General features: G+C 63.3%; 30 protein-coding genes. 15 read left to right on the top strand and 15 right to left on the bottom strand.

All coding sequences use genetic code 11. The features are described 5' to 3' along the window. The first annotated feature begins 151 nt into the window (after nt 1-151). From pgeF to EJC49_RS02400, 5 genes are all read left to right on the top strand, one after another. Nucleotides 152-943 (top strand): peptidoglycan editing factor PgeF, encoded by a 792-nt coding sequence (pgeF, locus tag EJC49_RS02420; RefSeq protein ID WP_126697869.1) that lies wholly within the window; start codon nt 152-154, stop codon nt 941-943. Then, entirely contained in the window at nt 943-2,094 is a 1,152-nt protein-coding gene (locus tag EJC49_RS02415; RefSeq protein WP_126697868.1) for a M24 family metallopeptidase, read from the top strand. The genes pgeF and EJC49_RS02415 overlap by 1 nt, the downstream gene beginning before the upstream one ends. A gap of 53 nt (nt 2,095-2,147) precedes the next feature. Then, nucleotides 2,148-2,687: a hypothetical protein gene (locus EJC49_RS02410; RefSeq protein WP_126697867.1), complete on the top strand. Its 540-nt coding sequence runs from the start codon at nt 2,148-2,150 to the stop codon at nt 2,685-2,687. A 128-nt stretch (nt 2,688-2,815) separates the two neighbouring features. Next, nucleotides 2,816-3,748 (top strand): ribose-phosphate pyrophosphokinase, encoded by a 933-nt coding sequence (locus EJC49_RS02405; RefSeq protein WP_126697866.1) that lies wholly within the window; start codon nt 2,816-2,818, stop codon nt 3,746-3,748. A gap of 85 nt (nt 3,749-3,833) precedes the next feature. After that, nucleotides 3,834-5,051 carry a GGDEF domain-containing protein gene (locus tag EJC49_RS02400; protein WP_126697865.1) on the top strand — a complete coding sequence of 406 codons (1,218 nt, stop codon included), beginning with the start codon at nt 3,834-3,836 and terminating at the stop codon, nt 5,049-5,051. 12 nt (nt 5,052-5,063) lie between these two features. Here EJC49_RS02400 and chrA read toward each other — a convergent pair whose 3' ends face one another. From chrA to EJC49_RS02385, 3 genes are all read right to left on the bottom strand, one after another. Continuing rightward, nucleotides 5,064-6,425, bottom strand: coding sequence for a chromate efflux transporter (gene chrA / locus EJC49_RS02395; protein WP_126697864.1), 1,362 nt, complete (start codon nt 6,423-6,425; stop codon nt 5,064-5,066). Beyond that, entirely contained in the window at nt 6,422-6,745 is a 324-nt protein-coding gene (locus tag EJC49_RS02390) for a rhodanese-like domain-containing protein (RefSeq protein ID WP_245453232.1), read from the bottom strand. Before EJC49_RS02390 ends, chrA begins: the two co-directional genes overlap by 4 nt. 87 nt (nt 6,746-6,832) lie before the next feature. Next, complete coding sequence (locus EJC49_RS02385) at nt 6,833-7,708, bottom strand: AraC family transcriptional regulator (RefSeq protein ID WP_126697862.1); 876 nt, start codon at nt 7,706-7,708, stop codon at nt 6,833-6,835. 108 nt (nt 7,709-7,816) lie between these two features. On the opposite strand from EJC49_RS02385, the gene EJC49_RS02380 reads away from it, so the two are divergent. Next, nucleotides 7,817-9,028 carry an MFS transporter gene (locus tag EJC49_RS02380; protein ID WP_245453227.1) on the top strand — a complete coding sequence of 404 codons (1,212 nt, stop codon included), beginning with the start codon at nt 7,817-7,819 and terminating at the stop codon, nt 9,026-9,028. A gap of 31 nt (nt 9,029-9,059) precedes the next feature. Here the strand turns inward: EJC49_RS02380 and EJC49_RS02375 are convergent, their stop codons facing one another. Continuing rightward, complete coding sequence (locus EJC49_RS02375; RefSeq protein ID WP_126697861.1) at nt 9,060-9,458, bottom strand: (R)-mandelonitrile lyase; 399 nt, start codon at nt 9,456-9,458, stop codon at nt 9,060-9,062. A 75-nt stretch (nt 9,459-9,533) separates the two neighbouring features. Further along, on the bottom strand, nt 9,534-10,406 hold the full coding sequence (locus EJC49_RS02370) for a LysR family transcriptional regulator (RefSeq protein WP_126697860.1): 873 nt from the start codon (nt 10,404-10,406) through the stop codon (nt 9,534-9,536). Between the two features lie 115 nt (nt 10,407-10,521). Here EJC49_RS02370 and EJC49_RS02365 point away from each other — a divergent pair, with 115 nt between their 5' ends. Further along, nucleotides 10,522-10,740: a hypothetical protein gene (locus tag EJC49_RS02365; protein ID WP_126697859.1), complete on the top strand. Its 219-nt coding sequence runs from the start codon at nt 10,522-10,524 to the stop codon at nt 10,738-10,740. Between the two features lie 76 nt (nt 10,741-10,816). Here EJC49_RS02365 and EJC49_RS02360 read toward each other — a convergent pair whose 3' ends face one another. Beyond that, on the bottom strand, nt 10,817-11,524 hold the full coding sequence (locus EJC49_RS02360; protein WP_210211740.1) for a DUF502 domain-containing protein: 708 nt from the start codon (nt 11,522-11,524) through the stop codon (nt 10,817-10,819). A 282-nt stretch (nt 11,525-11,806) separates the two neighbouring features. On the opposite strand from EJC49_RS02360, the gene EJC49_RS02355 reads away from it, so the two are divergent. The 6 genes from EJC49_RS02355 to EJC49_RS02330 all read left to right on the top strand — a co-directional run bounded on the left by EJC49_RS02355 (nt 11,807) and on the right by EJC49_RS02330 (nt 16,612). Beyond that, nucleotides 11,807-12,427 (top strand): 50S ribosomal protein L25/general stress protein Ctc, encoded by a 621-nt coding sequence (locus tag EJC49_RS02355; RefSeq protein WP_126697857.1) that lies wholly within the window; start codon nt 11,807-11,809, stop codon nt 12,425-12,427. Nucleotides 12,428-12,451: 24 nt separating this feature from the next. Then, nucleotides 12,452-13,180, top strand: a complete 729-nt coding sequence (gene pth / locus EJC49_RS02350) for an aminoacyl-tRNA hydrolase (RefSeq protein WP_126697856.1) — start codon at nt 12,452-12,454, stop codon at nt 13,178-13,180. A 217-nt stretch (nt 13,181-13,397) separates the two neighbouring features. Then, nucleotides 13,398-14,093, top strand: coding sequence for an Ntn hydrolase family protein (locus tag EJC49_RS02345; protein WP_126697855.1), 696 nt, complete (start codon nt 13,398-13,400; stop codon nt 14,091-14,093). Nucleotides 14,094-14,284: 191 nt separating this feature from the next. Then, nucleotides 14,285-14,875: an exopolysaccharide biosynthesis protein gene (locus EJC49_RS02340; RefSeq protein ID WP_170314573.1), complete on the top strand. Its 591-nt coding sequence runs from the start codon at nt 14,285-14,287 to the stop codon at nt 14,873-14,875. Between the two features lie 225 nt (nt 14,876-15,100). Then, nucleotides 15,101-16,204 (top strand): redox-regulated ATPase YchF, encoded by a 1,104-nt coding sequence (gene ychF, locus EJC49_RS02335; protein ID WP_126697853.1) that lies wholly within the window; start codon nt 15,101-15,103, stop codon nt 16,202-16,204. A gap of 198 nt (nt 16,205-16,402) precedes the next feature. Continuing rightward, nucleotides 16,403-16,612, top strand: coding sequence for a hypothetical protein (locus tag EJC49_RS02330; RefSeq protein WP_126697852.1), 210 nt, complete (start codon nt 16,403-16,405; stop codon nt 16,610-16,612). 56 nt (nt 16,613-16,668) lie between these two features. Here the strand turns inward: EJC49_RS02330 and EJC49_RS02325 are convergent, their stop codons facing one another. Further along, nucleotides 16,669-16,875: a YgaP family membrane protein gene (locus tag EJC49_RS02325; protein ID WP_126697851.1), complete on the bottom strand. Its 207-nt coding sequence runs from the start codon at nt 16,873-16,875 to the stop codon at nt 16,669-16,671. A gap of 92 nt (nt 16,876-16,967) precedes the next feature. Beyond that, complete coding sequence (locus EJC49_RS02320) at nt 16,968-17,630, bottom strand: Crp/Fnr family transcriptional regulator (protein WP_126697850.1); 663 nt, start codon at nt 17,628-17,630, stop codon at nt 16,968-16,970. Between the two features lie 146 nt (nt 17,631-17,776). On the opposite strand from EJC49_RS02320, the gene EJC49_RS02315 reads away from it, so the two are divergent. Together EJC49_RS02315 and EJC49_RS02310 are read left to right on the top strand one after the other, a co-directional pair. Then, nucleotides 17,777-18,244, top strand: coding sequence for a MaoC family dehydratase (locus tag EJC49_RS02315; RefSeq protein WP_126697849.1), 468 nt, complete (start codon nt 17,777-17,779; stop codon nt 18,242-18,244). After that, nucleotides 18,241-18,708 carry a MaoC family dehydratase gene (locus EJC49_RS02310; protein ID WP_126697848.1) on the top strand — a complete coding sequence of 156 codons (468 nt, stop codon included), beginning with the start codon at nt 18,241-18,243 and terminating at the stop codon, nt 18,706-18,708. The genes EJC49_RS02315 and EJC49_RS02310 overlap by 4 nt, the downstream gene beginning before the upstream one ends. Before the next feature lie 26 nt (nt 18,709-18,734). On the opposite strand, the gene EJC49_RS02305 is transcribed toward EJC49_RS02310, so the two are convergent. The 7 genes from EJC49_RS02305 to EJC49_RS02275 form a co-directional block, all read right to left on the bottom strand. Beyond that, entirely contained in the window at nt 18,735-19,031 is a 297-nt protein-coding gene (locus EJC49_RS02305) for a PilZ domain-containing protein (RefSeq protein ID WP_126697847.1), read from the bottom strand. A gap of 191 nt (nt 19,032-19,222) precedes the next feature. Continuing rightward, nucleotides 19,223-19,768, bottom strand: coding sequence for an adenine phosphoribosyltransferase (locus EJC49_RS02300; protein WP_126697922.1), 546 nt, complete (start codon nt 19,766-19,768; stop codon nt 19,223-19,225). Nucleotides 19,769-20,092: 324 nt separating this feature from the next. Next, nucleotides 20,093-20,917: a cytochrome c1 gene (locus tag EJC49_RS02295; protein WP_126697846.1), complete on the bottom strand. Its 825-nt coding sequence runs from the start codon at nt 20,915-20,917 to the stop codon at nt 20,093-20,095. Nucleotides 20,918-20,948: 31 nt separating this feature from the next. Then, on the bottom strand, nt 20,949-22,253 hold the full coding sequence (locus EJC49_RS02290; protein ID WP_126697845.1) for a cytochrome b: 1,305 nt from the start codon (nt 22,251-22,253) through the stop codon (nt 20,949-20,951). A gap of 21 nt (nt 22,254-22,274) precedes the next feature. Continuing rightward, complete coding sequence (gene petA, locus EJC49_RS02285; RefSeq protein ID WP_126697844.1) at nt 22,275-22,838, bottom strand: ubiquinol-cytochrome c reductase iron-sulfur subunit; 564 nt, start codon at nt 22,836-22,838, stop codon at nt 22,275-22,277. A gap of 249 nt (nt 22,839-23,087) precedes the next feature. Further along, nucleotides 23,088-23,390 (bottom strand): DUF6665 family protein, encoded by a 303-nt coding sequence (locus EJC49_RS02280; RefSeq protein WP_126697843.1) that lies wholly within the window; start codon nt 23,388-23,390, stop codon nt 23,088-23,090. A 4-nt stretch (nt 23,391-23,394) separates the two neighbouring features. After that, nucleotides 23,395-25,290: an ABC transporter ATP-binding protein gene (locus tag EJC49_RS02275; RefSeq protein WP_126697842.1), complete on the bottom strand. Its 1,896-nt coding sequence runs from the start codon at nt 25,288-25,290 to the stop codon at nt 23,395-23,397. Nucleotides 25,291-25,310: the final 20 nt, after the last annotated feature.

Below are 25,310 nucleotides of genomic sequence, written 5' to 3'. Positions count from 1 at the left end.
TCAAGGATGCCAGCGTAGGATGGTACTCGAACGAGAGGCAAGCTCATTCCCCGTTGGCGCGGCGTCAACCTGTGGCCGACCTGCCTTGCATTGACTTGGCCACCCCCCTGCCCCACCATTCGCGTCGAGGGAAACAGTCAACAGGACGAGCATGTCAAAGGAAGAGCGGCCGGCTCCGCTCCGGTCTCCAGCGCTCGACTCGGTCGCATCTGGCGGCGTTCACCATGGCTTCTTCACTCGCCATGGAGGCGTCTCGGAAGGTCTATATCGCGGACTGAACGTTGGGTTGGGCTCCAAGGACGAACGGGCAGCCGTACTGGAGAATCGCGCCCGCGTGGCGGCTCATCTTGGCGTCACGCCGCAGCGACTGTGTACGCCGCATCAAGTGCATTCCCCCTACGCTGTCGTTGTCACCAAGCCTTGGACGGAACGCCCGAAGGCGGACGCGGTGGTCACCGACCGGCCAGGCCTCGCGCTGGGCGTCCTGGCTGCCGATTGCGGCCCGGTGCTTTTCGCGGATGCGCGCGCGCGGGTGGTCGGCGCGGCCCATGCCGGATGGAAGGGTGCGCTCGACGGCGTCCTCGAGGCGACTGTCGAGGCGATGACCCGACTCGGTGCCGACCCCGGCAGCATAGTGGCCGTTCTCGGCCCCTCGATCAGCCAGGACAACTACGAGGTCGGGCCGGAATTCGTGGCCCGCTTCGTTGCAGCCGATGCAGATAACGAACGGTGGTTCACACCCGCGTCGCGGTCAGGGCATTCCCTTTTCGATCTGAATGGCTACACCGTCGATCGCCTTCTCAAGGCAGGCGTCCAGGCTTCACAGCTTGGCCGCTGCACTTACGCCGACGAGGAGAGCTTCTTTTCGTATCGGCGCACCACACACCGTGCCGAACCCGACTACGGGCGGCAGATATCGGCAATCGTCATGGAGGATATCTGATGGCGCTTCACTTCGAACGAACAGAGTTCGACGCCAGGCGCGACCGGCTCGTCATCGAGATGGCCGACCGCAAGCTGGACGCCATGCTGCTGTTCGCCCAGGAAAGCATGTACTGGCTAACCGGATACGACACCTTCGGATTCTGCTTCTTCCAGTGCCTCGTGGTGAAGGCAGACGGAACGATGGTGCTGCTGACGCGCTCGGCCGACCTTCGCCAGGCGCGCCACACCTCCACCATCGAAGACGTCCGGTTGTGGACGGACCGTGCTGGCGCAAACCCCGCCGTGGACCTGCGCAACCTGCTCAACGACCTCGACCTGCTTGGCTGTCAGATCGGCGTCGAATATGACACGCACGGTCTCACGGCCTTCAACGGCCGACGTCTCGACGAGCAACTCCAGACCTTCGGCAAGATTCTCGATTCGTCGAACGTCATTCCCAGGCTTCGGCTGTTCAAGAGCCCGGCCGAGATCGTGAAGACGACGCGGGCGGCCGCTCTGGCAGACGACGCTCTCGACGCCGCGCTCCCGCTGATCAAGCAGGGCGGCGACGAGGGCAAAATTCTCGCGGCCATGCAAGGCGCGATTTTCGAAGGCGGCGGTGATTATCCCGCCAACGAGTTCATCATCGGATCCGGACCCGATGCTCTGCTCTGTCGCTACAAGGCCGGCCGCCGCAAGCTCAACAAGAACGATCAGCTGACGCTCGAATGGGCCGGAGTGTTCCACCACTATCATGCGGCGATGATGCGCACCGTGGTGCTCGGCAAGGTGTCAAAGCGCCACCAGGAGCTCTTCGAGGCCGCGCGGGACGCGCTCGTAGCGGTCGAGACCGCGATGGTGCCGGGCAAGACCTTCGGCGATGTCTTCGACGCGCATGCGCGCGTGATGGAGGCGCATGGGCTGACCCGCCACCGTCTCAACGCCTGCGGCTATTCGCTCGGCGCGCGCTTCACGCCATCGTGGATGGACATGCCGATGTTCTTTGCTGGCAATCCGGAGCCGATCGCGCCCGACATGACCCTGTTTGCTCACATGATCATCATGGATTCCGAAACCGAGACGGCAATGACGCTCGGCCGCACCTACCTGACGACCGAGGGCGAGGCCAAGCCGCTATCGCGCCATGATCTGGACTTGATCGTGCGATGAAAGCATAAGTCCGGAACACGCGAGTAGAGGGTCGGCAAAGGGAGAGCGTGGAGATGCGTGCAGCGGCGCTGCGACATGCGGTCCTGATCGCCTGCTTCGCGTTTTCCGCCTGCAGCACGTCCGAGGCGCTGGATCCACGCGCGCTCTTCGGGGGTCAGGCCGCTTCCACGCCCGCGCAGCCGGACCAAGGCGCGAGAGCCACAGTCCCGGCCGTCACCAGCTCAAGTTTGCGGATGGAGTTCGCCCCGGTGGTGGGCCCCACTCTCGCCGCCGCGACCCCGCTGTCGCGGCGCCTTTCGCAACTGGCTGCCGAGCGAGGCATCGAGATCGTCGCGCCCGGAGGCATGCCGGGAGATTTCATCGTCAAGGGCTACCTGTCGGCGATCGCGGACGGGAACGATACCCTCGTTATCTTCGTCTGGGACGTGGTCGACGCAAAGGGAACCAGACTTCATCGGATCCAGGGCCAGGAGCGCATCGCCGGGAAGGCCGGAGCAGACCCTTGGAGTGCGGTCCCGGGCGCCACCATGGAGCAGATCGCGGCGCGCACCATCGCAGATATCGCGTCATGGTCGACGTCGAGGAGCGGGTGATGGCCACAGGCTCGTGAAACCCTTTCTTGGGAATAGCGGCCTATATGCGCAAGCGGCGCTTGCAATAGCGCGGTCAGGCGCTAAAAGCCGCCTCACGATCCGCGCGTGGCGTCAGCCGGGGAAACTGCATGAAACTGTTTGCGGGAAATTCGAACCGGGTGCTGGCCGAGGCCGTCGCCCGCTACCTGAACATTCCCCTCGGGCGGGCGAGCGTCCGCCGCTTCGCTGACCAGGAAATCTTCGTCGAGATTCAGGAGAACGTCCGCGGCGAGGACGTGTTCATCCTCCAGTCGACCTCCTACCCGGCCAATGACCATCTTATGGAACTGTTGATCATGATCGACGCGTTCCGTCGGTCGTCTGCACGCCGCATTACCGCAGTGATCCCCTATTTTGGCTATGCACGCCAAGACAGGCGTGCCTCTGGCCGCACGCCGATCTCGGCCAAGCTGGTCGCCAACCTCATCACCCGCTCGGGTGCCGACCGTGTCCTGACGCTCGATCTCCATGCGGGGCAGATCCAAGGCTTCTTCGACATTCCGACCGACAACCTCTTCGCGCTGCCGGTGCTGGTTCGTGACGTGAAGGCGAACTACCAGACCTCCAACGTGGTGGTTGTGTCGCCGGATGTGGGCGGTGTGGTCCGTGCCCGCGCGTTGGCGAAACGGGTGGAGACCCTGCTGGCCATCGTCGACAAACGCCGCGAGCGGCCGGGCGAATCTGAGGTCATGAACATCATCGGCGACGTGAACGGCAAGGACTGCCTACTGATCGACGACATCGTCGATTCGGGCGGCACGCTCTGCAACGCTGCAGACGCTCTTCTGGCCAACGGCGCAACCAGCGTGACCGCTTACATCACCCATGGCGTGCTCTCGGGTGGAGCTGTCGCTCGCATAGCGTCGTCTAAGCTGAAGGAACTTGTGATAACGGATTCGATCCAGCCTACCTCCGGCGTCGAAGCCGCATCGAACATCCGCGTCGTGTCGATCGCCGACCTGATCGGCGAGGCTATCTCCCGCACCGCGACGGAAAAATCGGTTTCCAGCCTTTTCGACTGAATGCCGTTGTTCGTCGCCATGGTTAACCGCATTTTTAGGATGCGCCTAAGCGAGTTCATTTACACATTTGCCCTAGCTTTGGGGCATGCTGCACCGGTTTCGAAACAGCTTTGGACTGGAACCCCGTGCGGATCGGGCGCCAAACACATTCGGGAGCGGCACGGGTCCGTCCTGGAGAATCTTCTTCTGGATGTCGACCCCCAGCCGGCTCGACAGTCCCGAAATCCGCGAACGGCTGTTCCGCAGCATGTTCGAGCGGCGGCTGCCAGTCCTGTTCGGTATGCTCACATCATTGGTCACCGGAATCGCCGCACTGGTGATCACGGGAGCGTTGTGGCCCATCGTCTGGATCGCGACCGAACTGTTTCTGTTTATCGGCCGGTACAGGAGCCTCGACAAGATTGCTGCAAAGCCCGAGCACGAGCGGCTTAAAAGCTACACATCGCTCGTTTACTTCGGGATGGGCTGGGCGCTGATCTATGGGCTCGGGCAGTTCGCCTGCGCTGCCACCGGCAATGATCTTCTCATTGTAATGGCAGCCATCAACACAGCCGGAGCCGTCGGCAACATTGCCTCCCGCAATGCCCCACTTCCCCGCTTCGGAATGATCGCGATGGTGCTGGCGGGGCTGCCCTTCGGGCTCGGCCTCTATCTTTTCAATGCGCCAGAGATGCTCCTCGTGTTCGTCATGGCGACGCTTCTGACGGGAGGCATGGTGCTCGTCATGTTCCAGAACCATGACATCATGCTGCGCATGATCAATGCCGAGCAGACCAATCATATCGCTGCACGCACGGACCGGTTAACAGAACTGCCCAACCGGATCCATCTGGAGGAGCGTCTCGCCGAGCTTTGCGAGCGCATGGCCAGGACTCCGGGCACGCCTCCCTTCGCGGTTCTCTGCCTTGATCTCGATGGCTTCAAAGCGGTCAACGACCAGCATGGCCATGCCGCCGGTGACGCGCTTCTGCGCGCCGTAGCGGGACGAGTGATCCAGTCCATCCGCGACCGAGACATCGCCTGTCGGGTCGGCGGCGACGAGTTCGTTTTTCTCTTGCCCGACACGTCGGCGGCAGAGGCGGCCTTCGTCGCGTCGCGACTGATCGCCGCGATTTCGCGGCCGTTCGACATAGGAACCGGCCAACTCATCCGCGTCGGTGGGAGCGTCGGCAGCGTCATTGCCGCGGAACCGGGCGAGCAGCCACAGGATCTGCTCGATCGGGCAGATCAGGCACTTTATCTGGCCAAGGCTGCGGGTAAAGGCGTGCATCGCGAGGGACAGACCGGCACCAATGGATCCTGATCGCTACCAGCCTCACGTGAGGACGAACAGGACGCCTGCCGCCGCCGACAATCCGAGCACGCCAATCAGATTGGCATGATATCGCAGCAGCGCCACCCCGGCCGCGACTGCAATGACGGCGGCAGCGGGATCGAAGCTGGACAGAGCAGGCGCCGGTAGCGAGACCGCCCCCATCGAGATTTCGTCCATTTGCCGAAACAGTACGTGCAGCGCGAACCACACCGCGAGGTTGGCGATGACGCCCACCACGGCTGCCGTCACCGCCGCCAGAGCGGCCGCGAGCCATCGCACGTTGCGCACTGTCTCGACATAGGGCGCGCCAGCGAAAATCCAGAGGAAGCATGGTACGAAGGTGAACCACAGTGTCACCAGCGCACCAGCCATTGCGCCCAGCATGGGCTCGAGTCCAGACAGCCGCGCGCCGCCAAGTCCGCCCACGAACAGAAGCACGAGGATCAGTGGCCCGGGCGTGGTTTCCGCCAGTCCAAGCCCTGTCAGCATCTCGTCGGGTCGCAGCCATTGGTGAACCTCGACCGCCTGCTGCGCCACATAGGCGAGCACGGCATAGGCGCCGCCGAAAGTGACCGCCGCCATGGTCGAGAAGAACCCGGCCTCGACCGTGAACACGTTGTCCGGGCCCAGGGTAATCCGAAGCCCGATGAGCGGCAGGAACCATAGCGCGAGCCAAGTCACGCTTGTCGTTAGGAAGCGCGTGAGGCTCGGCTGCGTCCACTCCGGACCAATTGGTTCGACGGTCGCGGCTGAAAGTGCGGGTGCGCTCGACGCCGGGCCGGTCGACCGGTGCCACAGATGCTGCAGGGCGCCGAACACGGCGGCCCCGAGAATGATCACGGGAAACGGGACGCCGAGGACCGCGATGGCCACAAAGGCTAGGACTGCCAGAAACACCATGGTTCGGCTCTTCAACGCGCGTCGGGAAACCTTGATCAGCGCTTCGAGGACGACCGCCAGCACGGCCGCCTTGAGCCCGAACAGGAGACCTTGGACGATCGTCAGTTCGCCGGCGAGCATGTAGACGACGGTCAAGACCGTGATCAGAACCGCGCCCGGTAACACGAAGAGCAACCCGGCGATCAGGCCGCCGCGCACACCGTGCAGCAGCCAGCCCGCATAGGTGGCGAGCTGCATTGCTTCCGGGCCGGGCAACAGCATGCAATAGTTCAGGGCATGAAGGAAACGCGCCTCGTCGAGCCATTTCCTTTCCTCGACGAGATAGCGGTGCATGAGGGCGATCTGCCCTGCCGGCCCGCCGAAGGACAGGAGGCCGATGCGGGCGAAGACGACGACCGCCTCGCCAAACGGCACCGAACCGTGCACCGCGCCGGCAGCAGACGATTTACCAGCCGTGCTCATGCTTGCGCTCCGATTGCCTCGACGGGATTGCCCCCGGCTTCCCATGCCGCGAAACCGCCGTCGAGAAAGAAGGAATCGACGCCGAGTTCCGTCAGCCGATCCGCGACGCCCTTGCTGACCTCGTGTCCATGAACGCAAAAGACGACGACCGTGCGACCTTCGAGCGAGGCGCCCCATTCGTCCACGCGCTCGGGCTCGCCACGCAATGCGTTCGGAATGGTTCGGGCTGACGCTGCGCGAGCCGGATTCTTCCGGACGTCAATCAGCAATGGCGGCTCAAGTAAACATGAAAGGTCGGCAAGGGAAATTGAAGTCGGCATGTCGTGCCTCCGCACAAAGACGAGCGAAGGCGGACTTGGGCCGAAGCCTCTGGCGGGGAGTCCACCCATGCCCCCGCTGTAGAGACGCTACAGCGGCGAGCGCCCGCGATCAACCGCGGCCACGCCAACGTCAACGATCAAATCACGCTCTCGCGCGGCGAGATAGCCGCGCGGCGAAGTGCCGAGCATCTGGCGGAACATGGTGGTGAAGGCCGGCGCGCTGTCGTAGCCAAGGTCGAAAGCCACCGTGGTCACGGGCACACCGGACGACAGACGCGGCAGAGCCGCCAGCAACGTCGCCTGCCTGCGCCAGAGCGACAGGCTGAGTCCCGTTTCGCGCTGGAAGGCACGGGTGAATCCGCGCCGGCTCATGCCGGCACTGTCGGCCCAGTCGTCGATGGTCACATGCGGCGTCGGCGCATCGAGGAATGCACGGCAAAGACGGGCAAGCCGCTCGTCGGACGGCAGGGGAAGCGCGAAGGGCCGAACCGGCAATCGTGGGATCTCGAGCAGGATGAGACGCATGATGGCCGAGGCCCGTTCGTCGGAGGCGACGTCGGCCTGCAACTCCACCGCTTCCACGACCAGGCTGCACATCAGCCTGGTCATGGCCAGCACATGGAGCGTCCCCGGCAGGCCGGGTGCGGCTTCCGGCAGGACATAAGCCGAGCGCATCCGGACCTCACCCAGCATCTCGACCGCATGCGCTATGCCGGCCGGGATCCACATCGAATGGTCGGGCGGCACGATCCACCGACCCTGCGCCGTCGAGACCAGCACCACGCCCGACAAGGCATGCAACAACTGTGAGCGCCTGTGCGAGTGGAGCGCCACCTTGTGCCCGTCGGGATAATCCCCCGCGGACGCGATCACGTCGCCAGCGGCGGCTTCGATCCAGTCAAGCCGGCGATGAAGTTCCTCCGCGCTGGCGGCATCGGAGATGGCAAGCCGTCGTGAGGACACGGTGGTTTCTCCCGAACATGGCCCACTGCCGAAAGAATTCGATCGAACCACGAAGGACGCACGCCCGCAAGAGGCGTAGACGAAACCGGAACATCCGGGACCAGCATCTTGACCGACACGACCATCAGCACTGCTCGCCGCACCGCCTCCACGACTGTTTTCCCCGTCATCTTCGCAGTGAGCCTCTGCCACATGCTGAACGACGTCATGCAGTCCCTGCTGGCAGCACTCTACCCGATGCTGAAGGAAGACTACGCGCTCGATTTCTGGCAGATCGGCCTGCTGACGTTCACTTTCCAGGTCACGGCCTCGCTGCTGCAGCCGGCGATCGGGCTGTACACCGACAAGCGACCCATGCCCCAGTCGCTTCCTTTCGCGATGGCCTCAACCATGTGTGGCCTGCTGCTTCTCGCCTATGCGACCACCTATCCGCTGCTGCTCGCAGGCGCGGCGATGATCGGCATCGGCTCGGCGATCTTCCATCCGGAAGCCTCGCGGGTGGCGCGGCTCGCCTCCGGCGGGCGATACGGGCTGGCGCAGTCGCTCTTCCAGGTCGGCGGCAACTTCGGCACTGCCATCGGGCCGCTGCTGGCCGCCTTCATCGTGGTGCCGCGCGGCCAAGGCAGCGTCGCCTGGTTCTCGCTGATGGCGCTTCTCGGCATGCTCATCCTGCGCCAGGTCGGCAACTGGTATGGTCGCTACAACGCCGCCAATGCCGGCCGACCGTCCGCCAGCAAGACGTTGCCGATATCGCGCAATCGGGTGGTGCTGGCGATCACGATTCTGGCGCTGCTGATGTTCAGCAAGAACACGTACACGGCCTCGCTTACCAGCTATTACACATTCTTCCTGATCGAGCGCTTCGACGTGTCGGTGCAGCAATCGCAGATGATGCTGTTCCTGTTCCTCGGCGCGATGGCACTCGGAACGGTGCTGGGCGGGCCAATCGGCGATCGATTCGGTTCCAAGACGGTGATTTGGTTCTCGATCCTGGGCGTATTGCCATTCACGCTCGCCCTGCCATACGCGGACCTGTTCTGGAGCGGCGTCCTCACCGTCGTGATCGGCGTCGTCCTCGCCTCGGCCTTTCCCGCGATCGTGGTCTTTGCGCAGGAACTGGTGCCTGGACGGGTCGGCATGATCGCAGGTATCTTCTTTGGTATGGCCTTCGGCATCGGCGGTATTGCGGCGGCTGTCCTCGGTGTGGTCGCCGACGCGAGGGGGATCGAGTTCGTCTTCTGGATCTGTTCTCTTCTGCCGTTTCTCGGTCTGCTGACGGTCTTCCTGCCGTCAATGAAGGAGCTTCGGCCGGTCGGCTGAGGCCACAGCCTTCGACGGAAAAACTGGCTGTCTAGCGACCCGGGTACTGATCGTCCGTGACCGGTTCCATCCAGTCGATGTGCTTGCCATCGAGCGCCTCATGGATGGCGATGTGCGACATGGCCGTGTCAGGCGCGGCGCCGTGCCAGTGTTTTTCCCCCGGCGCGATCCAGAGCGTGTCGCCCGGACGGAGCTCGATCACCGGCTCGCCGAGCTTCTGCGCCAGGCCGAAACCCGAGACCACGTGCAAGGTCTGGCCAAGCGGATGCGTGTGCCAGTTGGTGCGTGCGCCGGGCTCGAAATGGACAGTCACCGCCCTCACCCGCGACGGTTCGTCCGCCTCCACGATCGGGTCCTGCCAGACCGTGCCGGTGAACCAGTCCGATGAGGCCCGCTTGCTGGGCCGCTGCCCGCTTGTGAAATGGTCCATGGTGCATCTCCTTCGGCCAACGTGCGGTCGACTAAGGAAAGCAAGCGCCAGGGCGCGTCAAGGGCGGGCGGTCGATCAAGCCACGAGGGAAGTGGCCAGCGAGGTCCCGAAAGCTTCGCGAATCGCATCGGCCATGCCGCTGACAGCCCCGCCGGTTGAACGGGGGTGCCGGTGCAGAACGACATGCGAGGCGTCGATGACGCCAAAACCGTCTCCGGCTCCGAGTTCACGACAACCCTCGGGGATGTTGCTGCGCGAGATCGGCGCAATAGCGAGGCCGGACAGGACAGCCAGCTTGAGCCCGCCGCTGGTGTCGCTGGAATAGGCGATGCGATACTCGACACCGCGCTGCTCGAGCGAACGCAGGGCGAACTCGCGGCACCAGCCCGTGCTGCCGTAGAGCGCGATCGGCACCGGCGTCTCCTCGTGCATGCGATGCATGGTGGACGTTACCCAGACGGTCGGATCGGTCATCAGTATCTCGCCTTCCGAGAAATCCTGCCACTCGAAGATCACAGCCAGATCGAGTTCGCGGCCCTGCACCTTTGCGAGATGGACAGCCGAGCAACCATAATTGACCGTGAGATCGACATCCGGGTGGCGCTTCGAAAATGCGCCGAGCGCGCGCGACAGGATGGACTGGCCGTATTCCTCCGGGATGCCGATGCGAACGTGCCCGCTCAGCGGCGGCGCTCGAAATGCCGCCATCGTCTCGTGCATAAGCGCCACGATCCGGCGGGCATTGGGCAACAGCAGGTCGCCCTTGCGCGTGAGGACCACGCCGCGCGAACCGCGTTCGAACAGGATGTCGCCTAGGGTCTCCTCCAGCCGTTTAACCTGCATGCTCACGGCCGATTGCGTACGCCCGACCTGCTCGCCCGCCTTCGTGAAGTTTCCGGTTTCGGCAACGGCGACGAACGTGCGCAACAGATCGCTGTCCAGTTGCATTGCTGCGCCCCATCATTCGTAATCCTGATGACAGCCATTCTTTCAATTCGTTTGCCTGATGTCAACGCAAGCGCAAAGTTGCGATCCGCGGGCAGGATGGAAGGAAACGAACGCGATGCCGACCAGGATTTCCAGATATCCGGCAAAGCTGGCCACGCTATGGATCCGGATCGCGCCTCTGCTGGCGCGGAGGCGACCACGGCGGCCCTCCCTGGCGACCAAGCTGGACAAACGGCTGCTCGACGACGTCGGATTGACCGAGGAGGACGTGCTGGGCGTCGAGGGGCGCTACTGGCGCGAATGGGAGAGATCGCAGCGGTCCTGGAACCTTTGACGCTCACGAGCCATGAGAGGGAATGAGACCACTTGCGCCCATCCCTGGTCTGGGCGGCCGCGATGGCAGGACGTGATCAGCCAGAAGAACCGGCGGCCGCGGTTTCGGCGCCCGGCTTGTCGGTGGCATTCTGGGCATCTGCCGATTGGGAGTAGTGGATTTCGTCGGGCGCGTTGGAGCCGCCGGTGACGACGAAGGCCATGGCCTGGTCGAAGGTCCAGTCGGTGAAAGTCAGCTTGCTGAACGGGACGATCTCGATATAGCCGTTGGTCGGATTAGGCGCCGTTGGGACATAGACGGCGGCGAGTTCGTCTCCAGTGGTGGCATCGCGCAGCGTGCGTGTAACGATCCCGATCGCCTTCATGTCGCGCGACGGGAAGTCGATGAGAACCACGCGCTGGCTGTCTTCTCCGGATGGGCCGCTTATAGCAAGGAAGCGCTTGGTTGCGCGGTAGATGGCTTCGACGAACGGAATGGCGCCCACAGCCTTCTCGAACAGGAAGATGAGACGCTGCCCGACCACGCGCCCTGCGCCCCAACCCAGCAGATAGAGGAACAGAAGCACAACGAATACGGCAGCGATGGACTGCAGGACATCGTTCAGCAGCAGGTCGGCCATACCCGGATTGGTCGCGCGCAAGCCGCGCGCCACCCCTCTGATCCAGGGCTCGCCGAAGCTGGACAGCATCTGGAACAGGAAACGCACGATCACGTAGGTAATGAGGAGCGGCGCGGCGGTGAGCAACCCGATGAGGATCGTGCGTCCGATCGGCTTCAATTGCATGGCCTCCATGGCAGGTGGGCGGTGGGCAGCAAGCGACTCTATCTAGCCGAGCCTGGCGCGCCGTTGTACCCCTTGCAATGGGCCCGTCGCAAAACCGGTTCCGGCCTCGTTCGATCGGTCGCACCCAACTTGCGCTCGTGCACCCCTTCGGCTATAGGATCGCCACCCGCGTAGACACCCTTGGAGGCAACGCGGCTGAGGGCCGCCCAACAAGGCGGCTTTCGACGTTTGAGGTCGGCCTGGCCGGCCCCAAGCGCTCCAGCAACACCGAAAGGAAATGCCATGAGCCAGCAGGCTTACGAGCTGAAGGCCGAGGCGCGCGAACGGGTCGGTAAGGGGTCCGCCCGGGATGTTCGCCGCAACGGTAAGGTTCCCGCCGTGATCTACGGCGGCAAGCAGCCCCCCATCGCCATCGCCCTGTCCTACAAGGACGTCTACATGAAGATTCACGGCGGCGGTTTTCTGACCACCGTCGCGACGATCGACGTGAATGGCGAGAAGATCCAGGTCCTGCCGAAGGACTTCCAGCTGGATCCGATCAAGGACTTCCCGATGCATGTCGACTTCCTGCGCGTCGACCGCGATTCCGTCGTGACCGTCGAAGTACCGGTCCACTTCGTCAATGAGGAGAAGAGCCCCGGCCTCAAGCGCGGCGGCGTTCTCAACATCGTCCGCCACGAGGTCGAGTTCATCTGCCCGGCCAATGCGATCCCGGAGTTCATTACCGTGGACCTCACCGGCACAGATCTCGGCGATTCCATTCACATCTCGGCGGTGAAATTGCCGGAAGGCGTCAAGCCGACGATCACCGACCGTGACTTCACCATTGCCACGATCGCCGCGCCCGCTGGCCTGCGCTCGGAAGGCGCCGAGGACGCGGAAACGGCAGAAGGCGGGGAGTAGACCCACCGACGGGAGGGCCGACCCATGCATATCATCGCAGGTCTCGGCAATCCCGGCTCCAAGTACGCCCGAAACCGGCACAATGTCGGCTTCATGGCGGCGGACGCGATCGCCCGCCGCCATTCCTTCTCGCCTTGGGCGAAGAAGTTCCGCGCCGAGATCGCCGAAGGCATGATCGGCGGCAAAAAGGTGCTGCTACTCAAGCCGCAGACTTTCATGAACGCCTCCGGCGAATCGGTCGGGGAAGCGATGCGGTTCTACAAGCTCGCTCCCTCCGACATTGTCGTCCTCTATGACGAACTCGACCTCGCGCCGGGCAAGCTGCGCATCAAGACCGGCGGCGGCGCCGGCGGCCACAACGGCATCCGCTCGCTCGACAGCCATGTTGGCAAGGACTACCGCCGCGTCCGTATCGGGATCGGCCATCCGGGCGACAAGGCGCTCGTGCACAACTGGGTGCTGGGCGACTTCGCCAAGATCGACTCCATCTGGCTCGACCCGTTGATCGACGCCATCGCCGACCATGCCGAAATGCTGGTCAAGGGCGACGACAATTCCTTCATGAACAAGGCCGCCCTTGCCGTTCCCGGAGACGCGAAGTCGCGCCGCGAAACGAGCGACGCCGAAGCGCCCTCCCCGCCCAAGGGCAAAAGCCACATCCGTCAGGCCCGCCCACCGCAGCAGCCGGTCAAGCTGCCCGAAACCGGCCCGATGGCAGCGATGCTGAAGCGGCTGTTCGGCAAAGGCGACTGAACAGATCGCGAAAGGCAAGCGGGCACCGCGGCCTCATTGGACGAAATCTCCCAAACATACCTTGCTCCGCTCACGGTGGAACGTCAGCCGGCCAAAGGCGTATAGGTGGGGCGGAGTTTGCGTCGTGGCGCATCGATCCGATCGTCGAGGCTCGCGGAGCCACATCACCCTTGTCCGACCGGATGGTTCGGGAAATCTGGCCTGAAAGGATTGCGCCATGACTGTCGTGCTTGCCACCGTGTGCCGGGATGGCGTCGTGCTTGGTTCGGACTCCCAGATTACCGACAAGGGGCGAGGCATGACTTACCCGGCCGAGAAGCTTCACCCACTGGGCAAATCGGCTGCCTGGGGCGGCAGCGGCGCGCGCTCCGTGCTGACGGATGTCAAACGCCGCTTCAACGACAACAGCGCCGCGATTCTGGAGGCTCCCGATATCGGGCGCGCGGTTCAAGAACATGTCCTGCCAATTCTGCGCCATCACTACGAAACCTTTATTGCCGATGTGCCGGGCGAGGAAGATGGAGGGACGCCGTCGGCCTATGTGATGGTCGCGGGGTGGAGAGACGGCGAGCCCTGGATCCTGGAGATCACGCCGTCGGGTATGATCGGCCACTATGCAGATATCGGGTTCCACGCCATCGGCAGTGGTGCCGCGATGGCCCAGCAGGCCGGCTCACTGCTTTCGCACTTCCACCTAACCGAGCGGTCGGTACATTTCGGCTGCGCGGCAGTGCTGCGGGTCCTGCAAGCGCTCGACCTCACCTCTGCCAGCGTCGGCAAGCCGTTCAGCCTCTGTCGGATCGACGCGGACGGCGCCCACCATCTCAGTGAGGACGAGATCGAAGAGGTCGGCGACGTCGTACTCCGGTGGGAGAAGGCCGAACAGGCCATCATCGCCGACCTGTTCGACTGACCGTTCTGTCTCTCCACGAACGTCTTTCCGCATGCGACCCGGACATCGTCCTGATTGGAGAAGGGGCGGCCGGCGGTCGGGGTGCCCGCGCCCCCGATCCTGGCGACGCCCCGCGACCTGCCCGTGCGCATGCAACGACCCGCCCTCCGGCGCGTTCCGGTCGCGGTTTCACCAACCAGAGGGTCATGGGCATGAGCGAGCCTTCCGAGCCAGGCGAGGTCGAGAGCCTCGTCGAGACAGTGGAAAGTGCGGCCGAGGGGGATGGCGACGTCTCGGTGGAGGAACTCGTCGAGACGATCGGCGGGGACGCGCTGGCTTCGCTAATGCTTGTTCCGGCCCTCATCATGGTGTCGCCGGCGAGTGGCATTCCGGGCCTGTCGACAGCCTGCGCTACCATCGTCGCACTGGCCGCCCTCCAACTGGCGATCGGGCGGCATACGCTCTGGCTACCCGGCTTTCTGGGCAATCGCCGCGTCGCTCGTTCGAAGCTCGACACGGCGACCCACTGGCTGCAGAAGCCAGCGCGGTTCCTCGATCGCCTCACCGGCCAGCGCCTCGCCTTCCTCGCCGCGCGGCCGTTCAGCATCGCGCCGGCGCTGTTGTGCGTGCTGATCGCTTTCTGCGTACCCTTCCTCGAACTCGTCCCCTTTTCCGCCTCGATCGCCGGCGCCGCCATCGGCTTCATCGCGCTCGGCCTGGTGGCACGAGATGGTGTGCTGATCATCCTCGGACTGCTCGCCGCCCTCGCGGCGGCGTCGCTGGTCTGGAGTGTCGCGACGTAGTCCGCATCCGGCTTGACCGATCGCCACGAAAAATAGGTCAGCCGCCGGCGCCAGCGGCTATTCCGGGTGAAACTGCCTGATTTTGGGCTCGCGGCTGGAACTGAGGTGTAGCCATTTCCTCTCCGAGGATTTACACGATGGCCAGCAATTCGATGGCCAGTCGGCCGTCAATCCATTCCTGCACGACCCGGCCGACATGTTCGGCCTTTAGGAGAGTTCATACCCATGGGCTTTAAATGCGGCATCGTTGGGCTTCCCAACGTGGGTAAGTCGACCTTGTTCAACGCGCTCACCCGTACGGCCGCCGCGCAGGCGGCGAACTATCCCTTCTGCACCATCGAGCCGAACACCGGCGAAGTGGCGGTGCCCGACCCCAGGCTGAAGAAACTGGCGGCGGCCGGCAAGTCGAAGGAGATCATCCCGACCCGCATCTCCTTCGTCGACATCGCAGGCCTCGTGCGCGGCGCCTCGAAGGGCGAAGGCCTGGGCAACCAGTTCCTCGCCAACATCCGCGAGGTCGACGCGGTGGTGCATGTGCTGCGCTGCTTCGAGGACGACGACATCACCCATGTCGAGGGGCGCATCGACCCCGTGGCCGACGCCGAAACGGTCGAGACCGAACTGATGCTGGCTGATCTCGACAGTCTCGAGCGGCGCATCGTCCAGTTCCGTAAGCGCGCCGGGGTCAAGGACAAGGAAGCGCTTACGATCCTGCCGGTGATGGAACAGGCGCTGGCGCTGCTCCACGATGGCAAGCCGGCACGCATCCTGCTCTCCAAGCTGCCGCCGGACGAACTCGAGATCCTGCATTCACTGAACCTCCTAACCTCCCATCCGGTGCTCTACGTCTGCAACGTTTCCGAAGCCGACGCCGCCAAGGGAAATTCGCACACCGCCGCCGTCGAGACGATGGCGGCTGCGCAGGGTGCAGGCACTATCATCATCTCCGCCGCGATTGAGGCCGAGGTGGCACAGTTGCCAGACGAGGAAGCGCAGGAGTTTTTGGCCGATCTCGGGCTGGAGGAGCCAGGCCTCGACCGCCTAATCCGCGCCGGATACGATCTCCTGCAGTTAATCACCTATTTCACCGTTGGCCCCAAGGAGACGCGCGCCTGGACGATCCATCGGGGCACCAAGGCCCCGCAGGCGGCCGGCGTCATCCACACCGATTTCGAGAAGGGCTTCATCCGCGCCCAGACCATTGCGTATGACGACTTCGTTGGTCTCGGCGGCGAAGTGCCGGCCAAGGAAGCCGGCAAGGCGCGCGACGAAGGCAAGGACTACGTCGTCCAGGACGGCGACGTGCTGCTGTTCAAGTTCAACGTCTGACGGCAAACGGTGGCCGCTTCGTGATCGCCCCTAGCGTGAGCCGAACTCAGCATGGTCGCCCTCGCCCTCAGACCGCCCAGTACCGACGACGCGCCCTTCTCCCTCGACCTTGAGGAAGCCTGCATGCGCGCCTATGCTAAGGCCCTGTGAGGCGGGTGGCCGCCAAGCGTGACAGTAATAAGCTTCAATCCCAAAGGCATGCTCGTCACTCTCGCTGACGGCGAACCGGCCGGCGCCCTTCTCACAATGATAGAGAAGGATCGCCAGCGCGTGCGCACGTTGAACGTCGCGCAACCGGTCCAGAAGCGTGACATCGGCGCCTGGGCTCTCGGCGCCGCAATCGCCGAGGCGCAGGCGGCCGGCCTGACGGTCCTGATCACCAACCCCACAAGGCGCTTTTACGAATGAGAGGGCTTCGTGCTCGAAAGCGAGACGTCCGAGCGCTGGAAAATGTTGTATCGTCCTCAGCTTCGCTTGACGGGACAGGTGGACAGGCCGAGCACCGTGTAGAGCGGGCACCATCCGATCAGCCCCGTCGCGATGGGTACGATGCCGATCAGCGTCCAATAGCGCCATGACGCGTCCGGATAGAGAAAAAAGAGCGAGAGCAGCACGAGCCCGGCGACCACGCGGAGGGTGCGGTCGATTGTGCCTTCGTTGGTCGTGAACATGGTTCTTGTCCTTCATCGTCTGTTCCCCGCGGGATTCGCCGTGGGCCGATGGCAACACATGGACCTTCCACGCATGAATGTCGGTGACGTAGTCACAGAACCGCCGACGAACCGCCGAGCAACACGGATAGGCGGGGACGGTCGACGATCCGAATCTGGCCGCGATCGAGGTCAACGTAGCCCCTTGCGGCGAGCGCCTCGAGACGCCGCGATACCACCTCGCGTGCAGAGCCGATCGCAGCGGCGATCTGATGATGCGTCATTTGGACGACGCCGGCCGCGTCTGCGCGCTCCATAAGGAACCCTGCCAGGCGCTCCTCGATGCGCACGAAGGCGACCTGCTCGAGCACCCGCGTGACATCACCCATCCGCTCGGCGAAGGCACGGAAGACGAAGCGACGGAAGCCCGGCGAGCTCTCCATCAATTCCATGAACAGCCCGCGCGGCATAACGGTCATTGCGACGGGCGTTTCGGCGATCGCCTCGCCCGAATAGGATTGGTCGCCCAGGATGCCGAGCGTCGTCTGGATGCAAGTCTCGCCCGCCTCGACGGTGTAGAGCAGGATTTCGCGTCCTGACCGCCCGGTCAGGTATACCGCGACCCGGCCCGACCTGACCAGCACGAAGCCCCCGGGTTCGTCGCCCGGGCGAAACAGCACTGTCCCCTCCCCGACCAGCGTCATCGGCAGACGCGACAGGCGCTCCCGAGCGAAGGCATCAAGCGCACCATCAAGTTCTAGCGATCCGTTCGTCATGCCCGCCCCGTCCCACTTCTTGCGATACGATCAGATGCGGTTCCATGGAAGGCGTGTTCGCGTGCGTTCGTCAATGATCCCGATGGACTTGCGCCATCAGGCGAAACCGGCGAAAAACCGTTCGGTTTTGAACAAGGCGGCGCTGTATGACGGACAAGACATGGGCCTACGAGGACTTTGAGATAGGCAAGATCATCGAACTTGGTCCGCGCACTGTAGACGCGGCCGAGATGATCGAGTTCGCCGCCGAGTTCGACCCACAGCCCATGCACCTCGACGAGAAAGCGGGCAAGGCCAGCCTTCTCGGCGGCCTTGGCGCATCCGGCCTTTTCACAGCCGGCGTGTTCATGCGCATGATGTGCGACGCCTATCTGCTGGATTCCACGTCCCAAGGCTCGCCAGGCGTCGACCATCTCAACTTCCGCAAGCCACTGATCGCCGGCGATACGCTTACGGGACGCACCATCGTTTTGTCCCGGCGCGTATCCTCGTCGAGGCCGGGCCTCGGCTTCGTTTCCGTGCGGCACGAACTGTTCAACCAGAACGGCGAACTGGTCAGCGAGATGGCCAACACCGGCATGTTCCTGTTGCGCAATCCCGGAGCCAGCGCATGAGCCTTGACGAGAGACTGGCAATCGGCGAGACGATTCGGCTCGGCAGCCACACTTTCGGCGCCGAGGAGATCAAGGCCTTTGCCGCCAAGTTCGATCCGCAACCCTTCCACCTGGACGAGGAGGCCGCCAAGGCAAGCGTCTTCGGGCGTCTGTGCGCGTCTGGCTGGCATACGGTATCGACTTGGATGAAGTACTACGCCGCGATGATGCCAACCATCGTGGAACGGTCCAAGGCCTTTGGGGAACCGATCGAGTTTGGACCGGCGGCCGGCATTCGCGACCTCAAATGGTTCAAGCCGGTCTATGCCGGCGACACCATCAGTTTCACTCGCAAGGCCGTCAGCCAGCGACCGCTGGCCTCGCGGCCAGGCTGGCGCATGGTAGCGATGGAGAATGAAGCGCTTGATGCCGACGGCGCTGTGGTGATGCGTTTCACGACCATGGTGCTGATGAAGACTGGCTGAATGCTGGGGCTGATCCGAGCCCGAACCTACATTCCGTAGTGCCAGCTTGGCTTCGGCTCCGTGCCCAGAAACTGGACGCCGATGCGGTCGCCAATGCGCCAGCGAAGGCTGGCGCGATAGCCAACGCCATCGGACGGAACGTAGACGAGAAAATTGTCGGGCACGACTGTTGAGGGCGGCAACCGAATCTCGGCCCCATGCTCGTGCATATTGCGGATGGTGCAACTGATCTCCGAGTGCTTGATGCCAAGCAAGATCGTCGCGCCCTTCAGCACGCGCCTGCGGTGTTCTCTAGCTCCGTGCGAGGACGGCTGCGGAATCATCCCAATTCTCTCGGCATTGCTCCGTCACGCTAGGCAGGAATCGTTAATCGTCGGTAAGCATTTGCGCGGGAACAACCGATTCATGCCGCGACGAGGCTGCGACTCGCCAACAAACGGTTATGTCGTCGCTCCCGACCCACAAGGCCACTCGGCACAACGAAGAATGCTCGTGAAAGCCCGGCCGTTTCGCGTCAGTGCCCCTCGTAGGCGATCAGCGTGCGCACTTCCACGCCCAGCGCCTCGAGTTTGGCTCGACCGCCAAGGTCCGGCAGGTCGATCACAAAACAGGCCGCCACGATGTCGGCGCCCATCTGGGTCAGCAACCGGCAGGCCCCACCGGCCGTACCGCCCGTCGCGATCAGGTCGTCAACCAGGATCACCTTCTCACCGGGCTGGACGGCATCCCGGTGCATCTCCATCTCATCGACACCGTATTCGAGGCTATAGGCGACACGCACGGTATCGTGCGGGAGCTTTCCCTTCTTGCGGATGGGGATGAAGCCGGCCGAGAGTTGGTGCGCGATCGCCCCGCCGAGGATGAATCCGCGCGCCTCGATGCCGGCAATCTTGTCGATCTTGGTACCGGCATAGGGATGCACCAGTTCGTCGACAGCGCGCCGGAAGGCTCGGGCGTTGCCGAGCAGCGTGGTGATGTCGCGAAACAGAATGCCCGGCTTGGGATAATCGGGAATGGTGCGGATCGCCGACAGGAGCGTCTCTTCGACCGTGGTTTTCATGGACATGCCTTGTTGTGGGATGGTTGTAGGGGTGAACCGATCCGATGGAAAGCCGTCGATCACTTAGGCCCTGACCGCTTGACCTCGCTACTGCTGTCGTTTCTCTTCCCGGAGAAATGGCCCGTAAGCTGCGCCCGCTATCGCGCTTTCAGCCTGATTGTTCGCCAGTACGCATCATCACTCAATCATCGCCATGTCCCGAGCACGTCTGGCAGAGCTTGCCGCACGGTGGGCATGCACCGCCGGCTTGTTTCAACACCCGTTGGCTGCCCACGAAGAAAGAGGCGCACGAGGCGCCTCTTCAGAATTCAAATGTTTACAAAGTCAATGCGCGACTTCCGTCCACACTTTGCGCTTGGTCAGATAGACGAGACCAGCAAAGATCAGCAGGAAGATCATCACACGAAATCCGACTTTCTTGCGTTCCTCAAGATGCGGCTCCGCGGCCCACATCAGGAATGCAGAAACGTCGCGCGCGTACTGCTCTACTGTCTGGGGCGAACCATCATCATAGGTAACCACGTCGTCCATGAGCGGCGGCGCCATGGCGAGCGAGGAGCCGGCAATGAAATATGGGTTGTAGTAGGTCCCTTCGGGAACGTCCTTGCCCTCTGGGGGCTCTTGATAGCCAGTCAGCAGGGCGTGGATGTAGTCAGGACCGGATTGGGCATACTGGGTGAATATGTCGAAGACGAAGGTCGGGAAGCCGCGCTCGACGGCACGGGCTTTGGCAATCAGCGAAAAATCGGGCGGTGCGGCACCATTGTTGGACGCGGCCGCCGCCTCTTCATTGGGAAAAGGCGAAGGCAGCCGGTCCGCTGGAATGCCTGGACGCTCGAACATCTCGCCATCGGCGTCAGGCCCGTCGGTGATCGTGTAGTCGGCCGCAATCGCCCTGACCTGAGCGTCGGAAAATCCGAGGGCTTCGAGATTGCGGAAGGCAACGAGCTTCATCGAATGGCATGCCGAGCAGGACTCGCGATACACCTTGAAGCCACGTTGCAACTGACCCTTGTCGTAGGTTCCAAACGGGCCCGCGAAGGACCAGTCCATTTCCTGCGGCTTGTAGATCGGATACTCGGCGGCGACAGCGACCGTCGCCGAGAACATCAGGCCGACCGCCGCCAGACCGCTCAGAATCGTTTTCATTCCAGTCGTCCTTTCAGAATCCACGGTCGGCTCAGGCGCGCTTTTCAGGGGCGGCGGCAGCGCTGTGTGGCGTCACCGTTGCGCTGCCCTTGGTCTTCGCCAGCACGGCCTCGGTGATCGAGTTGGGAAGACGACGCGGCGTCTCGATGAGGCCGAGCAGCGGCATGATGATGATGAAGAAGCCGAAATAGTAGGCGGTAGCGATCTGCGACATCACGACGTACACGCCTTCCGCCGGCCGCGATCCGAGCCATCCGAGGAAGATCGAATCGATCACGAAAAGCCAGAAGAACAGCTTGTACCAGGGGCGGTAGACCGCCGAACGAACCTTCGACGTATCGAGCCACGGAACCACGAACAGCACTGCAATGGCCCCGAACATGGCCAGCACGCCGCCGAGTTTGGAGTCGATCGGCCCGATGTTGAAGGTGATGGCGCGAAGAATTGCGTAGAACGGCAGGAAGTACCACTCGGGAACAATGTGCGCCGGCGTCTTCAGCGAGTTGGCCGGGATATAGTTGTCGGCGTGCCCGAGGAAGTTGGGGATGTAGAAGACGAAATAGGCGAACACGGCCAGGAACAGCACCATCGCGAACCCGTCCTTGATGGTCGCGTAGGGCGTGAATGCGACAGTGTCGGTCTTTGACTTCACCTCGATGCCGGTCGGGTTGGTCTGGCCTGTAACGTGCAGTGCCCAGACGTGCAGGATGACGACGCCCGCGATCATGAAGGGCAGAAGGTAGTGCAGCGAATAGAAGCGGTTCAGCGTCGGATTGTCGACCGCGAAGCCCCCGAGCAGTAACTGCTGGATCCACTCACCCACCAGCGGGATCGCGGTGAAGAAGCCGGTGATGACCGTGGCGCCCCAGAAGGACATCTGGCCCCACGGCAGCACGTAGCCCATGAAAGCGGTGGCCATCATCAGGAGGTAGATGATGCAGCCCAGAATCCACAGCAACTCGCGCGGCGCCTTGTAGGACCCGTAGTAGAGGCCACGGAAGATGTGGATGTAGACGGCAATGAAGAAGAAGGACGCACCGTTGGCATGCAGATAGCGCAGCAGCCAGCCGGAGTTCACGTCGCGCATGATCTTCTCGACGGAATTGAAAGCCAGTTCTGTGCTGGCCGCATAATGCATGGCCAGAACGACGCCAGTCAGGATCTGCACCACCAGCATGATCGAAAGGATACCGCCGAAGGTGTAGGCATAGTTCAGGTTGCGCGGCACCGGGTAGGCCACGAAGCTGTCGTAGACCAGCCGCGGCAGCGGCAGGCGCTGGTCCACCCAGCGTCCGATACCCGAGGAGGGCGTGTAGGTCGAATGTCCACCGGCCATGTTTTTCGCTCCCCTGTGCCTTTAGCCGATCCGAATGGTCGTGTCGGAAATGAAGGAAAAAGTCGGAATAGGCAGGTTCGTCGGCGCTGGCCCGCTACGGATGCGACCGGCCGTGTCGTAATGCGAACCGTGGCACGGGCAGAACCAGCCGCCGAAATCACCGGACTGGCCAAGCGGCACGCAGCCCAGATGGGTGCACGAGCCAATCATCACAATCCAGTTCTCACGCCCTTCGCCGCCCGAACGATCTGCGCTCGTGGCCGGCGCATCAGCCAGAAGGTTTTCGTTGCGGGCAATCGGATCCTTGAGGTCGGTCAGCGGCGTAGCGCGCGCCTCCTCGATTTCCTGGGCCGTGCGGTTGCGGATGAAGATCGGCTTGCCTCGCCACTTGGCGGTGATCGACATGCCTTCCTCGATCGCCGAGACGTCGACCTCGATGGTCGCCATCGCCAGCGTCGATGCATCCGGGCGCATCTGGTCTATGAAAGGCCAAGCGACGCCGGCCGCGCCGACCACGGCGGCCGTACCCGTTGCCACGTACAGGAAATCCCTGCGATTGGGTTCAGTGGTGTCGTGTGCGCTCACGGGCCCTATTCCTCTCGCCACTCTTCGCCGGCGCGGGCTTCCGCATCCCTTGGTCGGGCGCCTGATCGCGCAACTATGGCTACGCGACCGGCTTGGAATCCCCCGGCGATTGGCGTGGTTTCTAGGCGCGATGCCTTATCTTGTCCATATGATAGCCATGGGGATGGGCAGTTTGTCGCGGGCTTTTTGCCGTGAAAGCAAAAGCGGCACGAAAGCCGCGTCGCAGCGCCCCCCGGACTGCGACGCCGTCTAGCGCGCGCCGAGCCTCGCCAGCACCTCACGGGGGATGCGATAGTCGGCGATTGCGTCGTGATGCCGCCGAAACCCGCACAGCTCGCGCTGAACGAAATATGCGTAGACGGCATCCGCAGCCTGCGACACGAACCGACGGCGCGCCTCGTGGTCGCCGACATGGCTCTCCAGCGCCGCGATAGCCCTCTCGACCTTCTCGCCCGCCCGCCCGAGTGAGGCCGCCTTCTCGCCCAGGATCTCGACCCCGAGCGGGTCGAGAACACTAGCCTGAGCCTTCAGATCCGGCAGACGCAGCGACATGGCTTCACTCCGACAAGATCTTGTCGGCAAGGAAGCCTCCCGACTGCCGCTTCCAGAGCTGGGCGTACAGCCCGTCGCGGTCGAGCAGATCGCTGTGCGTCCCCTCCTCCACAACACGGCCCTGGTCGAGCACCACCAACCGGTCCAGCGCGGCAATCGTGGAGAGACGATGCGCCACGGCAAGCACGGTGCGGCCTTCCATCAAGCGCCCCAGATTGTCCTGAATCGCGGCTTCGATCTCCGAATCGAGCGCGGACGTCGCCTCGTCGAGAATCAGCACCGGGGCGTTCTTCAACATCATCCGGGCAATCGCGATTCGCTGCCGCTGGCCGCCCGAAAGCTTCACCCCTCGTTCGCCCACATAGGCGGAAAAGCCGACGCGTCCCTTGGGATCGCGAACGCTTGCGATGAATTCCAATGCGGCCGCGCGCCGGGCCGCCTCCACGATCTCCGCTTCGCTGGCGCCCGGGCGACCGTAGCTGATGTTGTCGCGGATGGAGCGGTGCATCAGCATCGGCTCCTGGCTGACCACACCGAACTGCGCTCGAAGCGATGCCTGGGTGAGTGTGCGGATGTCGACGCCATCGAGCAGAATTCGCCCCTGCTCCACGTCGAAAAGCCGCAGCAGGAGGTTGACGATCGTCGTCTTGCCGGCGCCCGACGGCCCGATCAGTGCCACGCGTTCGCCAGCTTGGATGTGAAGGTTGAGGTTTTCGATCACGCCGTCGCCCTTGCCATAATGGAAGGAGACGTTCTCGAAACGGATGTCGCCGGTGGAGCGCGGCGCGGTCACCGCGTCGGGCCGGTCGCGAATGGCCGGCTCGACCGAGATCGTGCCGGTAGCGTCCTGAACGGTGGCGTAGGAACGGATCAGTCCGTTGATATTGAACATCATCCAGCTCGACATGTTGTTGAGACGGAAGACGAGGCCGAGCGCGGCCGCAACGGCGCCGGTCGAGATCGAACCTTGGGTCCAGCCGACGACCGCCAGTGTCCCGATCGCCGCCATCATCGCGCCGTTGAGCACGTTTACCGCGGCCCTGACGCTCGTGATGTTGCGCGTCAGCCGGGTCACCGCATCGTAGTAGTTCGACAGGCCCTCGCGGACGAACGCATGCTCGCGACGGCCTGAGTCGAACAGCTTCACCGCCATGATGTTGGTGAAGGAATCCACCATTCGACCCGAAAAGATGGAGCGCTGGTCGGCGGTGGCACGCCCGGCTTTGCGCAATTCGGGCAGCAGGTATCGAACAATGAGGCCGTAGCCCGCGCACCAGACGAGTAGCACCAGGCCCATCAGCGGGTCGAGCGCGGCCAGCAGAGCCGCCGCCAGGAACAGGAATGTGACGAAGGACCAGATGGACTGGAGCACCGAGACGATGAAGTCGCCGACGGCTTCGCCGCCCTGCATGATCTTCTGGGCGATGCGGCCAGCGAAATCGTTCTGATAGAACTCATAGGGCTGGTCGATGACCCGCCTAAACGCCTGCCATCGCACCATGGAGAAAAAGGCGGGCACGATGATCTGCTGCTCGACGATCGCCGAGCCGATCATCACCACCGAGCGGACGACGAAGACGAGGATGACAAGCCCCAGGAGTTCCCGCCAGTTCTGCGCCAACAACTGCGCCGGATCCGATTCGTCCAGCAGGTCTACGAGCCAGCCGATCGACCAGTAGAGCGCAGCGTCCACAGCCCCCACGAGGCCGCCCATGACCAGAAGCAGCGCGAAAGGACCTTTCGCCTGACGGGCAAAGTAGAGAATGAAGCTCCATGCATCCTTCGGTAGCACGTCCCGATCGGTGTCGTGGAAGGGGTCGAGCACCCCTTCCACGCGCCGCCAGAAGCGTTCCCGAAGGCCGATCGCCTCCTCGTCGTCGTGGTCGTTTAAAGTCGTCATGTCGCCATTTCTTGGAATGT

It is taken from the genome of Aquibium carbonis, from assembly GCF_003970795.1.
Lineage (GTDB): Bacteria > Pseudomonadota > Alphaproteobacteria > Rhizobiales > Rhizobiaceae > Aquibium > Aquibium carbonis.
Note: the sequence above shows the minus strand (reverse complement) of the source record. Positions and strands in the feature narration are given on the sequence as shown.

What these genes read in the sequence shown, in the direction of transcription:
- EJC49_RS02275 (WP_126697842.1), bottom strand. Translation starts at nt 25,290, where the DNA reads ATGACGACTTTAAACGACCACGACGACGAGGAGGCGATCGGCCTTCGG.
- EJC49_RS02300 (WP_126697922.1), bottom strand. Translation starts at nt 19,768, where the DNA reads ATGAAAACCACGGTCGAAGAGACGCTCCTGTCGGCGATCCGCACCATT.
- EJC49_RS02365 (WP_126697859.1), top strand. Translation starts at nt 10,522, where the DNA reads ATGCCGACCAGGATTTCCAGATATCCGGCAAAGCTGGCCACGCTATGG.
- EJC49_RS02375 (WP_126697861.1), bottom strand. Translation starts at nt 9,458, where the DNA reads ATGGACCATTTCACAAGCGGGCAGCGGCCCAGCAAGCGGGCCTCATCG.
- EJC49_RS02310 (WP_126697848.1), top strand. Translation starts at nt 18,241, where the DNA reads ATGAGCCTTGACGAGAGACTGGCAATCGGCGAGACGATTCGGCTCGGC.
- EJC49_RS02320 (WP_126697850.1), bottom strand. Translation starts at nt 17,630, where the DNA reads ATGACGAACGGATCGCTAGAACTTGATGGTGCGCTTGATGCCTTCGCT.
- EJC49_RS02315 (WP_126697849.1), top strand. Translation starts at nt 17,777, where the DNA reads ATGACGGACAAGACATGGGCCTACGAGGACTTTGAGATAGGCAAGATC.
- EJC49_RS02360 (WP_210211740.1), bottom strand. Translation starts at nt 11,524, where the DNA reads ATGCAATTGAAGCCGATCGGACGCACGATCCTCATCGGGTTGCTCACC.
- EJC49_RS02330 (WP_126697852.1), top strand. Translation starts at nt 16,403, where the DNA reads ATGCTCGTCACTCTCGCTGACGGCGAACCGGCCGGCGCCCTTCTCACA.
- EJC49_RS02370 (WP_126697860.1), bottom strand. Translation starts at nt 10,406, where the DNA reads ATGCAACTGGACAGCGATCTGTTGCGCACGTTCGTCGCCGTTGCCGAA.
- EJC49_RS02325 (WP_126697851.1), bottom strand. Translation starts at nt 16,875, where the DNA reads ATGTTCACGACCAACGAAGGCACAATCGACCGCACCCTCCGCGTGGTC.
- EJC49_RS02305 (WP_126697847.1), bottom strand. Translation starts at nt 19,031, where the DNA reads ATGATTCCGCAGCCGTCCTCGCACGGAGCTAGAGAACACCGCAGGCGC.
- EJC49_RS02280 (WP_126697843.1), bottom strand. Translation starts at nt 23,390, where the DNA reads ATGTCGCTGCGTCTGCCGGATCTGAAGGCTCAGGCTAGTGTTCTCGAC.
- ychF (WP_126697853.1), top strand. Translation starts at nt 15,101, where the DNA reads ATGGGCTTTAAATGCGGCATCGTTGGGCTTCCCAACGTGGGTAAGTCG.
- EJC49_RS02410 (WP_126697867.1), top strand. Translation starts at nt 2,148, where the DNA reads ATGCGTGCAGCGGCGCTGCGACATGCGGTCCTGATCGCCTGCTTCGCG.
- EJC49_RS02295 (WP_126697846.1), bottom strand. Translation starts at nt 20,917, where the DNA reads ATGAAAACGATTCTGAGCGGTCTGGCGGCGGTCGGCCTGATGTTCTCG.
- pth (WP_126697856.1), top strand. Translation starts at nt 12,452, where the DNA reads ATGCATATCATCGCAGGTCTCGGCAATCCCGGCTCCAAGTACGCCCGA.
- EJC49_RS02355 (WP_126697857.1), top strand. Translation starts at nt 11,807, where the DNA reads ATGAGCCAGCAGGCTTACGAGCTGAAGGCCGAGGCGCGCGAACGGGTC.
- EJC49_RS02340 (WP_170314573.1), top strand. Translation starts at nt 14,285, where the DNA reads ATGAGCGAGCCTTCCGAGCCAGGCGAGGTCGAGAGCCTCGTCGAGACA.
- chrA (WP_126697864.1), bottom strand. Translation starts at nt 6,425, where the DNA reads ATGAGCACGGCTGGTAAATCGTCTGCTGCCGGCGCGGTGCACGGTTCG.
- EJC49_RS02390 (WP_245453232.1), bottom strand. Translation starts at nt 6,745, where the DNA reads ATGCCGACTTCAATTTCCCTTGCCGACCTTTCATGTTTACTTGAGCCG.
- EJC49_RS02405 (WP_126697866.1), top strand. Translation starts at nt 2,816, where the DNA reads ATGAAACTGTTTGCGGGAAATTCGAACCGGGTGCTGGCCGAGGCCGTC.
- pgeF (WP_126697869.1), top strand. Translation starts at nt 152, where the DNA reads ATGTCAAAGGAAGAGCGGCCGGCTCCGCTCCGGTCTCCAGCGCTCGAC.
- EJC49_RS02345 (WP_126697855.1), top strand. Translation starts at nt 13,398, where the DNA reads ATGACTGTCGTGCTTGCCACCGTGTGCCGGGATGGCGTCGTGCTTGGT.
- EJC49_RS02400 (WP_126697865.1), top strand. Translation starts at nt 3,834, where the DNA reads ATGCTGCACCGGTTTCGAAACAGCTTTGGACTGGAACCCCGTGCGGAT.
- EJC49_RS02415 (WP_126697868.1), top strand. Translation starts at nt 943, where the DNA reads ATGGCGCTTCACTTCGAACGAACAGAGTTCGACGCCAGGCGCGACCGG.
- EJC49_RS02290 (WP_126697845.1), bottom strand. Translation starts at nt 22,253, where the DNA reads ATGGCCGGTGGACATTCGACCTACACGCCCTCCTCGGGTATCGGACGC.